The organism is Marinomonas sp. CT5, assembly GCF_018336975.1.
Classification (GTDB): domain Bacteria; phylum Pseudomonadota; class Gammaproteobacteria; order Pseudomonadales; family Marinomonadaceae; genus Marinomonas.
On the sequence record NZ_CP025572.1, the window covers coordinates 3821070 to 3834456 of the forward strand.

Annotated in this window: 14 protein-coding genes and 1 pseudogene; 5 read left to right on the forward strand and 10 right to left on the reverse strand. The window is 43.0% G+C overall.

Annotated elements, in window-relative coordinates; genetic code table 11:
• Positions 1-85: 85 nt before the first annotated feature.
• Positions 86-676 (reverse strand): DUF1439 domain-containing protein, encoded by a 591-nt coding sequence (locus C0J08_RS18315; protein ID WP_212653333.1) that lies wholly within the window; start codon positions 674-676, stop codon positions 86-88.
• Positions 669-1544: a mechanosensitive ion channel family protein gene (locus C0J08_RS18320; RefSeq protein ID WP_212653334.1), complete on the reverse strand. Its 876-nt coding sequence runs from the start codon at positions 1542-1544 to the stop codon at positions 669-671. Before C0J08_RS18320 ends, C0J08_RS18315 begins: the two co-directional genes overlap by 8 nt.
• 126 nt (positions 1545-1670) lie before the next feature.
• Between C0J08_RS18320 and C0J08_RS18325 the strand changes: the two genes are divergently transcribed.
• The gene (locus C0J08_RS18325; RefSeq protein ID WP_212653335.1) at positions 1671-2093 is read left to right on the forward strand and encodes a YebG family protein; all 423 of its coding nucleotides are present in this window, start codon (positions 1671-1673) and stop codon (positions 2091-2093) included.
• Positions 2094-2140: 47 nt separating this feature from the next.
• On the opposite strand, the gene C0J08_RS18330 is transcribed toward C0J08_RS18325, so the two are convergent.
• The 6 genes and pseudogenes from C0J08_RS18330 to C0J08_RS22920 all read right to left on the reverse strand — a co-directional run bounded on the left by C0J08_RS18330 (position 2141) and on the right by C0J08_RS22920 (position 6212).
• Positions 2141-2401, reverse strand: coding sequence for a TIGR03643 family protein (locus C0J08_RS18330; protein ID WP_502711621.1), 261 nt, complete (start codon positions 2399-2401; stop codon positions 2141-2143).
• A 73-nt stretch (positions 2402-2474) separates the two neighbouring features.
• Complete coding sequence (locus C0J08_RS18335) at positions 2475-3221, reverse strand: amino acid ABC transporter ATP-binding protein (RefSeq protein WP_283247113.1); 747 nt, start codon at positions 3219-3221, stop codon at positions 2475-2477.
• Positions 3214-4158, reverse strand: a complete 945-nt coding sequence (locus C0J08_RS18340; RefSeq protein ID WP_212653336.1) for an amino acid ABC transporter permease — start codon at positions 4156-4158, stop codon at positions 3214-3216. Before C0J08_RS18340 ends, C0J08_RS18335 begins: the two co-directional genes overlap by 8 nt.
• 89 nt (positions 4159-4247) lie before the next feature.
• Positions 4248-5054 (reverse strand): transporter substrate-binding domain-containing protein, encoded by an 807-nt coding sequence (locus C0J08_RS18345; protein WP_212653337.1) that lies wholly within the window; start codon positions 5052-5054, stop codon positions 4248-4250.
• Positions 5055-5227: 173 nt separating this feature from the next.
• The gene (locus tag C0J08_RS22810) at positions 5228-5431 is read right to left on the reverse strand and encodes a PLP-dependent transferase (RefSeq protein ID WP_349304775.1); all 204 of its coding nucleotides are present in this window, start codon (positions 5429-5431) and stop codon (positions 5228-5230) included.
• Between the two features lie 149 nt (positions 5432-5580).
• Positions 5581-6212 (reverse strand): annotated as a pseudogene (locus C0J08_RS22920) (aminotransferase class I/II-fold pyridoxal phosphate-dependent enzyme).
• Positions 6213-6541: 329 nt separating this feature from the next.
• Between C0J08_RS22920 and C0J08_RS18355 the strand changes: the two are divergent.
• From C0J08_RS18355 to C0J08_RS18365, 3 genes are all read left to right on the forward strand, one after another.
• The gene (locus tag C0J08_RS18355) at positions 6542-7123 is read left to right on the forward strand and encodes an outer membrane beta-barrel protein (protein ID WP_212653338.1); all 582 of its coding nucleotides are present in this window, start codon (positions 6542-6544) and stop codon (positions 7121-7123) included.
• Between the two features lie 159 nt (positions 7124-7282).
• Positions 7283-9118 carry an ABC transporter ATP-binding protein gene (locus C0J08_RS18360; RefSeq protein ID WP_212653339.1) on the forward strand — a complete coding sequence of 612 codons (1836 nt, stop codon included), beginning with the start codon at positions 7283-7285 and terminating at the stop codon, positions 9116-9118.
• A gap of 105 nt (positions 9119-9223) precedes the next feature.
• Positions 9224-10579, forward strand: coding sequence for a multicopper oxidase family protein (locus tag C0J08_RS18365; RefSeq protein WP_249344373.1), 1356 nt, complete (start codon positions 9224-9226; stop codon positions 10577-10579).
• A 77-nt stretch (positions 10580-10656) separates the two neighbouring features.
• Here the strand turns inward: C0J08_RS18365 and C0J08_RS18370 are convergent, their stop codons facing one another.
• On the reverse strand, positions 10657-11439 hold the full coding sequence (locus tag C0J08_RS18370; RefSeq protein WP_212653340.1) for a DUF2076 domain-containing protein: 783 nt from the start codon (positions 11437-11439) through the stop codon (positions 10657-10659).
• A 224-nt stretch (positions 11440-11663) separates the two neighbouring features.
• Positions 11664-12002 carry a DUF6172 family protein gene (locus C0J08_RS18375; RefSeq protein WP_212653341.1) on the reverse strand — a complete coding sequence of 113 codons (339 nt, stop codon included), beginning with the start codon at positions 12000-12002 and terminating at the stop codon, positions 11664-11666.
• 285 nt (positions 12003-12287) lie between these two features.
• On the opposite strand from C0J08_RS18375, the gene C0J08_RS18380 reads away from it, so the two are divergent.
• Positions 12288-13286: a helix-turn-helix transcriptional regulator gene (locus tag C0J08_RS18380; RefSeq protein ID WP_212653342.1), complete on the forward strand. Its 999-nt coding sequence runs from the start codon at positions 12288-12290 to the stop codon at positions 13284-13286.
• Positions 13287-13387 lie beyond the last annotated feature (101 nt).

A 13387-nucleotide genomic window follows, 5' to 3' on the forward strand; every position in this document is an offset into this window, starting at 1 on the left:
TTAAGCACTGATACTTAGTGTATCCGCTTAGATAATATCGGGGCATTATAGTGATTATGGTGCAACTTACCTAGAGCCCCTTTTATTAAAAAATAGAAAGCTCTAAGGAGCCTTCTTTAACAATAATGTCTTTTACTAAAAACGCAGCGGTTTTCTCAAACGGAGAATGGTTCAACACGTATACAGGATGCTGATCGAAATACTTAACCAAGGCAATTTCAAAATCATCATGCAAAGAACCCAAAGTAGAGCGCAGCATTTTATCGTTAAAACTCGAGCCTTCCACCTCGATTTTCGTAATTTTGGGTGCTACTAAGTACAAGCGATCCTCTTCAATTCGCACACCAGATTCAAAGGAAGGGTTTACTTTAGTCGTTAAAGAAAATGCTTGGCCGAATGCGCTTAACGTACCAGTCATTTTACCAATCAAATCAACCAATACTAAGCCACCATCGCGTTCCGTAAAATCGATATGTGCAGACGTCACCACAAAGTCTAGATTCAGCGTATTACCATCTAAGGTAAGCTGGATATGATTTTCTTGTGGTTGAGCCAATTGTTTTGCAACTTCTTTATTAACATCCTCCTCGCTAACACGAAAACTGTTACAACCTGCCAATAATACAGATGTAGTTATCAATAATAGGGTCACAATAGGGCGAGTAAACTTAAGCATTTTTTGTCGCTCCACTATTACTCATGTCCCGTCTTTCATACCAAAATCGCATAAAATCCTCAGTAACTTTTTGTTCTATTTCAACAGCTTCATCGGTGGGACAAAAAAGAGACACTGTAAAAACATTAAACCCTTCAGGTGTAGTAGTTATTCTGACTCGCGGCTCTGGGCCAGAAATTTTGATATCCAACCGCTTTTCTATCAGACTGTTATAGCGAATAGCAACTTCATGAAAGTGCTCACTATATTGACGAATTTTATCAAGAATCTGTTCTTTTATAGTAAACAGATTTACATCATCAACCGCTCGAGAGATAGAAAAAGTATGGGTAACATATCGACGCATATAATTTAAATTTTGTACGGTATGTAATAACAAAACACTATTAGGAACTACTGTCGTACGACCAGTATATGTATAGCTCCCGCCCTTCAAGTCAACTTCAAATAATGTCGTTGAAAGCCAATCACTGTCCGTTACTTCCCCTTCATAATTAGCAATACGTATCCAGTCTCCCACTTGGTAAGGACGTGTACTTGCTCGATAAAAAGCCCCCACGATACAAGCGATAAACTCTTTTGTCGCGATAACCAAAGCCACCATAAAAGCAGCAATCGAAATAGCAATATTCTGCAGTTCCGATGACCAAATCAGAACCATACCGACAACCAAAAGCAGATTAAATATGTTATCGGCGGCATTAATTCTTTGACGTTTTTTATCGTGTTCTATCTTTTGATTAAGTCGAATGGCGCGCTTAGTGTAACGTCGAACAATGTAAGACAATAAAATCCAAGCGACTGTTAAAACAATCTCAACATGATCCATCAGAATGGAAATATCTAATTGGGAAAAATCGACAGGCATAGCAGTGTTTCCTTTATCAAGACCGCCACTTTAACAATCATTATGAAGATCAACAAACAAAAAGCACTAGACAAAGATTGAAAAACAACTGTATATTTATACAGTATTATTTTCACGAGGTGGATTATGCCTGTAATTATAAAATATGTTGTAGAACGCGATGGAATCGAAAAAATGACATTCACTTCCAAAACAGAAGCCGATGCGTACGATAAATTGCTAGAGACCGCAGAATCACTGTATGAAATCTTAGATCAAAGCGAATTAGCTGGAGACCATAGCCAAAAAGAAGCGCTTTCTATGTATTTAGCAGAAAATAAAGATTCTCTGTTGAATATTTTAGGCAACAAAAAGAAAAGCCCCCAAAAAGCGAAAAAAACCAATAGCAAAAACAGTAGCGCTCAACTTGACTTAACAGAGCCATCTGCAAAAAAAACGCTAGAAGACTTAGTGATTGAGCCTGATGAAGATATGGTTTACGAGGAAGATGAAAGCACAGTTGTGTTTGATGACGAGCTAACCGATTACCGTGAGAGTGATGCCGCGTAATGCGACATCACTTGATCTGAGTTTGATGAAAGTTCAGCGAAACACGACTACTTTTGGCCTTTGTTGGCACGTATTTTATATTGTGTCTTGCAGTATCCACGAGAGATTTCGGGGTTACGCAATGCCAAATGCTTACTAACACGGCCAGAAACTCGTGCTCGCCAATTTCGAAACGATTTTGGCTTAAGATTCGCCCGCATCAACAAAATCACATCAGACTCTGATAACCCATAAAGCATTTGAATGGCTTCGAATAGAGTACGATCTTCCCAAGCCATTTCGATAATCCGTGAAGTATCAGTCGTCACAAGAGCCCCTTAATTCGTTACGATAAAGGATCTTATACGTCATATTTCAACAAAAAGATCAACGCTTGTATCGTTACAAGACTTGACCAAGAAAGCGCTGAAGCCGCGGATTGTCAGAACTAAAAAAGCGCTCAGGGCTTTCTTCAAACACTAACTCACCATCTTCCATGAACACCACACGATCAGCCACTTCACGCGCGAACCCCATTTCATGAGTTACAACCACCATGGTCATGCCATCGCTCGCAAGGCGCTTCATTACGTCCAATACTTCCCCCACCATTTCGGGATCAAGCGCACTGGTTGGCTCATCAAATAACATAATTTTAGGGTGCATGGCCAACGCACGTGCGATAGCGACACGCTGCTGCTGACCTCCAGATAAACGTGATGGATAGTGACTCATTCGCTCAGCCAGACCGACTTTTTCAAGCAATTCCCGGCCTTCTTGCTCTGCAACATCACGCGGCTTTTTCTTTACCTTAATAGGCGATAAAGCCACATTGCCAAGTGCCGTCTTGTGCGGAAATAAGTTGAAAGACTGAAATACCATGCCGACTTCTTCACGCACTTTATTAATATTCGTTTTACGATCTGTCAGGCTCACTTTATCAATATGAATGGTGCCACCAGAAATGCTTTCCAATTGATTCAAAGTGCGTAGGAAGGTTGACTTACCAGAGCCACTCGGGCCAATGATCACCACCACTTCACCACGATTCACATCAAGTGAGACATTTTTTAAAGCATGACAACCATTCGAATAGATTTTTTCAATATTACGAGCTTGAATAATGCTCTTATCGGTCAAATTAGTCACTGGCAGATAACCTCTTTTCAAGACGCTGAACAGCCCAAGACAAAGCGCCTGTTAATACTAAATACATCAGTGCAACAGCAAACCACACTTCAAAGGGAGCAAAGGTAGAACTCACCACTTCACGACCTGCTTTGGTTAAATCAGTAATCGAAATAACCGACACTAATGATGAGTCTTTAATGAGATTAATAAACTGCCCAGCCATTGGAGGCAAGGTTCGCTTGAAAGCCTGCGGCAAAATAACATTAACCATCGCTTGTACGTAATTCATGCCTAAGCTTCGTGCGGCTTCCATTTGCCCTGGACTGATTGACTGAATGCCAGATCGCACAATTTCAGCAATATAAGCCCCTGTAAAAACAGATAAAGCGGCCACCCCAGCGGTAAATCGGTCAAGATTCAACACGGTACCAATGAAAAAGTAAAAGATAAAAATCTGCACAAGTAACGGCGTACCACGAATTAACTCGATGTAGGTTACAGACAAATAGCGCAGCACAGGGTTGTTCGATATTCGCGCTAAGCCCGTAAACAAGCCAATCACCACAGCAAAAGCGAGGGATACGACAGACAACTGTAATGTCATCAGTAGCCCCCAAGTAAGCGGGCCAATGTTCCAATTCTCTACTTCAACAAGAGAATCCCCCTCAAAGACCAAATCCCCATTATTGACCAGCAATTTATCATATTTGGTGATAACCAAAGGATCGTCACCGTAGTCGGACTCAACAATCAACTTCCCCTTTTCAACCATGGCGGTTCCATCAAAGGGAGACCGAACCGTTGTCGCTTCCGTATTAATGATGTACTGCGGAACACGCTCCCAGCGCCAGGTGTAGTCTATACTTTTACTGCTGGCATAAATGCCAAAGCCAAGTCCTATAATGATAAGGACAAAGACCGCTCTCCAAAAAAGCAGGTGAGATTGTTTTTCCATCGATGAGAATTTCCCCGTCGTGAGTGTAGATCTAGTAGGGTCAACAAAAAGTGGCGCTCAGTTGCGCCACTTTTAATCTAACTATGGTGTTATTGGATGTTGCTAATCCAAGCGTTGCTAGCAAACCATTTTTTATAAATTTTATCGTAAGTACCGTCACCTTTAATTTGTGCGAGGTAGTTATTCAGAAAATTCATGAAATCTGGATCACCTTTGCGAATCGCAAATCCCAGTGGCTCGTATGTAAAAGACTCATCTAAGTGAACGACTTTGCCTTTATTTTGTGCAGAATAAATCGCGTTATAAGGCAAATCATATACAAAGGCATCCGCGTTACCATTGATTACTTCAAGTACGCCTTCTGACTCGGTTTCAAATAAGTTCAACTTCGCTTTGCTCATGTAGCGTTTTACTGCGTAATCCGATGTCGCCCCCAATTTGGTTGCGATAGTGTATTTTGCGTTGTTCAAGTCACGATAGTTGGTCACTTTACCTTCTAGCTTAGGGCTTAACAGAATCGTTTGACCAACCACGATGTAGGGATCAGTAAAGTTCACTTTCAAGTTACGTTCAGGGGTAATAGTCATACCCGAAATGATGATGTCACATTTATCCGTCAACAACGCAGGGATAATGCCATCCCATGCCGTATTACGAATGTCTAATTTTACGCCCATCGCTTTGGCCATGGTTTTCGCAATATCCACATCAAAACCAACGATATTGCCTCTTTTATCACGCATATCAAAAGGCATATAACCGGCTTCTGCACATACTCGAAGCTCACCACGTTTAAGCACTTGGTTTAGTGTCGACTTTTCCCACAGATCATTATCTGACGCTGATGCCAGCGTTGCTCCACACAAAGCCAATGCGGTGATTAACATTTTTTTCATTCTTATCTGTCCCCAGTTTTTTTAAAACAAACCCTAATCTGCTTTCGTTGCAATACTCGAACGCCATTTTCTCGCGGCGCATCATACAGGAGTTCGCCGTAGCCGTCCCTAGCGAAACATTAATGACCCCCTACGTATTTTTCATTTACTCAAAATTCAGCCAAAACTTTTCTCTAGACCATTACCGTTCTGACTCGATCAAACGCTTGCTGTAAATCTGCAATTAAATCGTCTGTGTCTTCAATTCCCACAGATATACGCACAAGACCTTCTGAAATCCCCAGCGCCAACCGCTCTTCTAACGTATTCTCAACATGGCTTGTGGTCCTAGCTGGCCCATAAATGGTCTCAACCGCACCTAAATAAATTGCCGGCACAATGAGCGAACTGTAATTGCGGAAGTAAAACCGTCACGACCTCAATTCCCCCCAATAAAACAAAACTCACAATGGCACCACACAAGCGATTTGATGATTTGAGTGACTTGATAGACCTAGATAATTGACGGCTTCTACCAAAGACTCAGTTAATAAATATTCAGCAATCGCTTGGGCTTTGCCATCAACTCTTCGGAACCACAAACCAAGCCGCCCATAGCATCGGCATGACCACTTAAGAACTTGGTCGCACTATGAACTACAATATCAACGCCCAACGCCAAAGGACTTTGATTCAATGGTGTGGCAAACGTATTATCCGCAATCACCAAAGCTCCCTCTGTTTTAGCGGCGGCGACAAGACGTTTTATATCAACAATTTTTAATGTTGGATTCGTAGGCTTTTCCAGATATAAGACATCACAACCTTTGGCAATCTCTTCTTCGATTTGCTCATGACTATGGGTTTCGCAAAGCGTAACGCTCACCCCATGCGCGGTAAAATTTCTTCAAAAACTTTATTAGTGCCACCGTAACTGCCTTTCGTTGACACGACTCGGCAACCATTCGACAAAAAGGTATAAAACACGCTACTGATCGCCGCCATGCCAGTACTAAAAGCAACCGCTGAATCAGCGTTTTCTAAACCACAAATCTTCGCTTCTAAGGTTTCTGCGGTAGGGTTGCTCATTCTGCTATAAATAAAACCGGGGGTTGTCCCCAAAGCAACGTCGTACCATTCATCGACATCTTGGTAGCCATAAGCAGCACTGGTGACAATAGGCGTTTGTGTCGCACGATAAAGGTATTGGTCTTGCTCGCCACTTCATACAGAACGAGTTCCATTGCCAACTTGATCAAACGCCAACTTCGTCATTTTATTGCTCATTACAGATATCTCGCTATCAATGGCCAAACAGCCAATACAATTTCTAATGGCTTTCACTATAGCCAAACCATGAAATTGCGAGAAATCATCTAATCCTGCACTAAGGGTCGGTTTTTTAATGGATAAAAATCAAGAAACAGCAGCATAAAACACTTTCCCCCTTACTTAAAACTACATAGAATCACGCTGCTTTTACACAATCATAAGGGATAGGGAATTATATGAAATTTACCAAAATGGCATTGGCTGCATCATTGATAGCGGGCGCATCATTTGCGAATGCAGGCGACATTAAATATGGACTACAAATAGGGCATGCAAAAGGTGGAGATAATTTTAGTACTGAACCTTCATTTCAATCCTCTTCAGATGTGGGTGATGGTGATTTCATTGGTGCATTTACCATTATACCCGTCTCGGCCAACGAGCTATCCATTAAAATCGCTGCCAGCTACCTATCTAAAGAAGGCTCCTATCCAAATAATGCTAAGGTAAAGTTTACTCGTCTCCCCATCGATGTACTTCTTTTAAAACAAATAGATAAGTTGCAATTAGGTGCAGGTCTAACCTACCACTTAAGTTCAAAAGCTGAATTCACTGATACTAATGGCGAAATAACGACAACAGATACAAAAAATGCCTTTGGTATTGCCTTAGAAGCCAACTACCAAGTATTCAGTAACGACTCATTAGCTGTAGATTTAGGTGTACGCTACACAAATATTGAATATAAATTCAAAGATAAGGATTCAACAAAGCGTGATGGTTCAAACTTTGCTATCACTGCTGGCATAACTTTCTAATTTAAGCCTTTGTGTTTTTTGTAGAAACACCTCCAAAGAAAGCCTTTTTTTACAAAGGGCTTTTTTTATAAAGTTCAAATACTAAAACCTCCACTCGTAATCCATCTCTCACGTATACTCTAGTCACACTTTTTCTTTCCCTTGCTATTAGGATGGTTAATGAAACCTACGGCTTCACCTAAAAACTCCGTCGATAAAAACATGCTAGGCGTTTTTCGCTATAGCCGCCGCGCCATAGATTTAGTCTGGAAAACCTCACCAGCATTAACCCTAGGTTTGGCGTTAGCCACGTTAATTGCCGGTGTCACTCCAGCGGCGATGGCCTATGTTGGACAGCTCATCGTCGATTCCGTTGTGGCCGCCATGGAGAGCTATAAACAAGATCAAGTCCTGCATTATCAAACGGCTCTCAGTTATGTGTTATTAGAGGGTATGTTAGTTTTAGTCATAGCGGCTGCCCAGCGTGCTTTGACGGCACAGCAGGCCATTTTGCAAGGTTTATTAGGCCAAAAAGTCAATCTGCTGATTCTTGAGAAAGCACAGACATTGACCTTATCGCACTTTGAAGATTCCGAATTCTACGACAAGCTGGTTCGCGCTCGTCGCGAGGCCTCCAGCCGACCTCTAGCGCTGGTGAACAAGACCTTTGCCCTACTGCAAAATGCTATCTCGTTATCCAGTTTTGCTGTCTTACTGTGGCATTTTTCGCCTTGGGCGTTGGCCTTGCTGATCTGTGGTGCTTTGCCATCTTTTATTGCTGAGGCTAAATTTTCAGGCGATGCCTTTTTGATGTTCCGTTGGCGATCACCCGAGGTTCGCCAACAAAACTATTTAGAAACCCTGCTTGCGCGTGAAGACAATATTAAAGAAGTTCGCTTGTACCAACTCGGTGGGCGTTTTTTGCAACGTTACACAGAAATATTCATCAAGCTCTTTAAAGAAAGCAAAAGGCTGATTTTACGACGTGAAAGCTGGGGCTTCGCCCTTGGCGTGATAAGTACTTTGGTATTTTATGGTGCCTATGGCTGGATCGTCAGTGACACCATTATTGGTGCGATTACCCTAGGACAAATGACCATGTATTTGTTGTTATTCAAACAAGGTCAAAGCTCGGTATCCGCCTCACTGACCGCCATCAGTGGCATGTACGAAGACAATTTGTATTTGTCCAATCTCTATGAGTATCTAGAACAAGAAACGCCCTTGTCCACCTCAGGTTTGTCCGCAGGGCCAACACCAAACGATGGCATCCGCTTTGAAAATGTGACCTTCCAATATCCCGGTAGCGAAAGACCCGCCCTCGCTAACATTGACCTGCACATTCGCCCAGGTCAAAGCCTCGCCATTGTCGGTGAAAACGGCTCAGGCAAAACCACGCTCATCAAGCTGCTGACTCGACTTTATAACCCTACCCAAGGGCGAATTTTATTAGATGATTTGGACTTACTGGAATGGGAGGAAAGCGCTTTACTTAAGCGTATCGGCGTAATTTTCCAAGACTTTGTACGTTACCAGTTCATTGTTGGTGAAAACATTGGAGCGGGTGATAACGACCGATTCCATGACCAAGCGGGCTGGCAAAAAGCCGCAAAGCTTGGCAAAGCCACCGACTTTATCGATGAACTCGACAGCGGCTATCAAACCCAACTGGGACGCTGGTTTCGTGGCGGACAAGAGTTGTCGGGCGGCCAATGGCAAAAGATCGCCCTAGCACGTGCTTTCATGCGCGAAGAGGCCGATATTTTAGTACTCGATGAGCCCACAGCTGCAATGGATGCACAAGCCGAAGCCAATATTTTCGAGCATTTTCAAGAGCACACCAAAGACAAAATGGCGATCTTGATTTCACACCGATTCTCCACCGTGCGTCTCGCTCACGAGATCATTGTGATGGAGCATGGTCAGATCAAAGAACGAGGCACTCATGAGTCACTACTAGCCCAACAAGGCCAATATGCGCATTTGTTTACTTTGCAGGCACAAGGATATCGTTAAAAACCTGATCAAGGCCAACGGCAGATGACCACTTTTTTGCTATGCTCAACCGCCTAAAATCCGTATCTGGCGATATTGACGAAACCATCCATAGGAACAGCCATTTTGAACAGACGTAATTTTATAAAATCCAGCCTTTTAGTGGCAATGACAAGCGCCCTGCCTAGAGTGGTGCTTGCGGCCACACCTTCAGCAGGGTTCGACTATGAATTGATTGTCGCGCCAGCGGATGTAGACATTGTTGCTGGAGGCAGCACGCCAGCATTGTGTTTTAACGGTGGTTACCCTGCTCCAGTGATTCGCGCCAAGCAATATCAGCCTGTGCGCATTCGTGTTATCAACAAACTTAACGAACCTACGACCATTCATTGGCATGGTATGAGAATTCCCATTGCGATGGATGGCGTGCCTTTTTTAAGCCAGCCCCCCATCATGCCCGGTGAAACTTTCGACTATGAGTTCACGCCTCCCGATGCGGGCTCTTTCTGGTATCACCCGCATATGAACAGCGTCGAACAGCTTGGCAAAGGGTTGGTAGGTGCGCTGATTGTAGATGAAGCGGAAACGCCAGACTTTGATGAAGATCTCGTGCTCTGCATGAAAAATTGGCACATCAAAGACGACGGTTCTTTTACCGCGCTGACAACACCACAAAACGCTTTTCGTATGGGCACACCGGGACGAGTGATGACCGTCAATGGTCAGGTTCACCCGACCTACGAAGTGCCCGCTGGCGGTGCCATTCGAGTGCGCTTCTTGAACGTAGATAACACAGTGATGTACCAAATAAACGCAACCGATCCAACGGTGCAAATCATCGCCATTGACGGCAACCCAATCGCTGAACCGATTGCCTTAACCCAGCATATGACTGCGCCTGGCATGCGCCTTGACCTTGGCGTGATAGCTCCTAGTCAAGTGGGTGAAACGGTCACCTTTAAGCACAAAAACAAACCTCTGGTGACGATCAAAACGGTAGCAAGCCTGCTAAAAGATCGTCGTTTGCCCAAGCTACCACTCAACCCAATTGCTACTCCAGATTTAGAAAACGCACAAACCATCAAGTTTGCGTTTGAATGGAACGCTAACATCACACCAATCGAAAAAGACGGCAAAGTGAGTTATAACTTTTGGACCATGAATCGTCGCTCTTGGGAAGGCATGTCAAAAGGTCATATTCCAGATCCGCTTGCCACATTGGAGCGCGGCAAAACCTATCTTTTCGAGCTGTCTAATTTAACCCAGTATCACCATCCAATACACATCCATGGTCATACCTTCACGGTTTTAAAATCAAACAAAAAAGCCATTACGCCCTTCCATTCGGATACCGTGTTGCTAGGCGAAAACGAAACCGTCCTTGCCGCCTTAGTGGCTGATAATCCTGGGCGCTGGATGTATCACTGTCATATCATAGAGCACCTAAAAACGGGCTTTATGAGTTTTGTTGAAGTCACATAAGAATGAACTAATCAATAAAAAAACAGATCGAATCTTATCGATCTGGTTTTGTTTTCTAACGAATGTCTAAATAATAACTAAATAAAGTCATCACTGCCAAAATCGTCAAAGCCGCCCATGTCGTCAAAACCTTGATCAAAACCTCCTTGATCAAAACCACCAGAGTCCAAATCGCTTTGATCCATATTGGCCTGATCAAAACCCGCCTGACCAAATCCTCCATTAGTATTTAAGCTATCTTGATCCATAGTAGATTGATCAAAGCCTGACTGACCGAAGCCATTTTGCCCAAGATCCGAGGACGCAGGTGTTTCATTAATCACATCGACCATTTCTGTCTGCGAATGATGACCAAACATGTTCATCAACATATTCCCCACTACCATACCACCTGCGACCCCAGCGGCGGTTTGCAAGGCGCCCCCTAAAAAGCCACTACCACGACCATTACTTTGTGGCTGGCTATACGCTTGATTATTAGGCGACTGGTTAGCCGTTTGCTGAGAGCCGTTGCCACTCCCCCAGCCAGAACGGGGTTGTGCCGAACTTTGATAAGTCGATTGTTGAGCATTCCTCTGTGATGTTTTCTGATCGCCACCAAACAACCCAGATAAAAAGCCGCCAGAATTCGGCTTGGCAGCAGCATTACGCTCTAACTCTTCAACCCGAGCATTAAGTTGCTTCAATGCGGCTTCTTGCATGATGATGGTTTGCGCCATGTAATAAGGAGCAGCTGGATTCGCAACAAGGTGTTTATTTATCTGACTTTCTGCTTCTTTATCCCGCGTACCCGTATTTTGTTCCGCTGTCTTAATTCGCTCAAACAAACTATCAATCAAAGCATTTGCATCATTATTCATGGTCATACCTCCAACCAAACAAAGCCAGCAGGCAAATGAAAAAATGTCGCCTGCAATACCTTCATGATAAGGCCAGTCCAAACACGGACAAGTGACCAAAGAGTCAGGAAAAAGGAAACAAACTATTGAGGGGGGTGACTATTTTTGCTTAATTGCCATTTGGCAAAACGCCAGATCAAAATCCCATGATCTGGCGTTTTCAGTATAGGGCATCTAGTGCGAAATTAGCGTTCCTGGTCGTTTTCCAAACTCTCTAAACCATCTTGCTCATCAGCGACATCTCGTTTTGCTCGCTGAGCAGGCGTCGCTAGAATTTCAAGATAGAACTGAGTCCATTCTTGGCTTTGGGCATAGCTGATTTTTTCATTGATTTGAGCGACATGGATTTCTTCAGCCAACGCTTCACTTTGACCAAAGCGGCAATCAAATCCCCAAAAATCAGCGTATTCTGGCAAGGTTTTGTTGCGCTCTCTTTTTAGATATTTTTTAACTTCGTTTTTCGTTGCTTCAATTAGGCGTGGGTATTTGATGATTGGATGAGATAACTTAAATGTTTTTTTCATTAGGATCCTAGAGGATTAAAAATAAGAAGATGGTATTACCCACTCCAAATTGACGAGCATGATAACGGATCAACTTATAGGTCGCTATGAATAAGTCGTTGAAGTGTATGTTTGCGGACAATCCACCAACCATTTTAGTCAGCTATTTTCACCTGACTTCCCATTAATGAGTGAAAAACACGAACATTTTTATCTTAACCCGTACATATGTAGGGTATTTAATGATCAAAAAGAGTAATAAGATCAATTTATAGCCTATTTTAGATCTCTCAAGCTGGAGTCAAAATGCAAACATCAGATACTCATTTAATATCAGAACACACTGCTATTGATGCATTTAGTAAAACTTTGCTTGAGATTTACCGCTTGGCACGCGAAGAGCCTTTAGAGCGTTTTTTAGAAACCATGCTGGAATGCATTCAGTCCATTATTCCTTTCAAATCAGCATGGTGGGGGCGAGGATCGGAAGCCACCTATACGCCCAGCGCCATGCACAGCTGCTACTTTTACAACTTACCAGACAATTATTTTGATGCATGGCATAACATGCGTTTTTTTGACAACACCTTAGAATTAATTAAAAAGAATAGCACCAACGCCATTCGCATAGACTTCCAAAAAGACACCATTTCAGAGCAGTTAATGAAATTAGGCCGGGAATTTCATTTTAACAAAATTATGTGCGTGCAAAACGACGACACTATTTCAGGACTAGGAAACCATCTAAGTTTATATAGAGATAAAAGCGCTCCAGCATTCTCAACATTAGAATTACAGCTTTTTCAGTCATTAATGCCTCATCTATTGGTCGCCACCTCCATTAACCATATTCGCAACTGCCATGAGCTTTTTGGTTCTCCCAATGGCACAGAGGTTGTACTGGCGACTTGTGATATCAACGGCATTTTACGCAGTTGTGAGCCAGCTTTTGCTGAGTTAATTCAGACAGAGTACCCAGATTGGCATGGGCCACAATTACCCTTCGCCCCGACTAAAAAATGCATTCATGGCCAACACCTCATCATTGATGTTCAAACCAAGGAAGATGTTTTTCTATTACTAGCACACCCAATTTCTGCCATTGACCAGTTATCAACTCGGGAAAAAGAAGTTGCCATCAGTTTTGGTCAAGGGCTCACCTATAAAGAAATCGCCCAAGAAATCGGCATATCGCCCAATACCGTCCGGTACTACTTAAGATCCGTTTATACCAAGCTTGAAGTACACAATAAGGCTGATATCAGCCGTTTATTAGCAGAGCTAACGACGACGAATAGCTCTTAAGCTCAAGCCTTACCCACAAATTACACAACGTTCAAATAATAATCTCACAAGCTGAAATTTATAGCTTGGGGTTCATAACGCTCAAAAAAAAACCAAAAAGG

Coding starts and splice junctions, on each gene's coding strand:
- C0J08_RS18315 (WP_212653333.1), bottom strand. CDS start 676: ATGCTTAAGTTTACTCGCCCTATTGTGACCCTATTATTGATAACTACA.
- C0J08_RS18320 (WP_212653334.1), bottom strand. CDS start 1,544: ATGCCTGTCGATTTTTCCCAATTAGATATTTCCATTCTGATGGATCAT.
- C0J08_RS18355 (WP_212653338.1), top strand. CDS start 6,542: ATGAAATTTACCAAAATGGCATTGGCTGCATCATTGATAGCGGGCGCA.
- C0J08_RS18325 (WP_212653335.1), top strand. CDS start 1,671: ATGCCTGTAATTATAAAATATGTTGTAGAACGCGATGGAATCGAAAAA.
- C0J08_RS18345 (WP_212653337.1), bottom strand. CDS start 5,054: ATGAAAAAAATGTTAATCACCGCATTGGCTTTGTGTGGAGCAACGCTG.
- C0J08_RS18370 (WP_212653340.1), bottom strand. CDS start 11,439: ATGAATAATGATGCAAATGCTTTGATTGATAGTTTGTTTGAGCGAATT.
- C0J08_RS18375 (WP_212653341.1), bottom strand. CDS start 12,002: ATGAAAAAAACATTTAAGTTATCTCATCCAATCATCAAATACCCACGC.
- C0J08_RS18340 (WP_212653336.1), bottom strand. CDS start 4,158: ATGGAAAAACAATCTCACCTGCTTTTTTGGAGAGCGGTCTTTGTCCTT.
- C0J08_RS18360 (WP_212653339.1), top strand. CDS start 7,283: ATGAAACCTACGGCTTCACCTAAAAACTCCGTCGATAAAAACATGCTA.
- C0J08_RS18380 (WP_212653342.1), top strand. CDS start 12,288: ATGCAAACATCAGATACTCATTTAATATCAGAACACACTGCTATTGAT.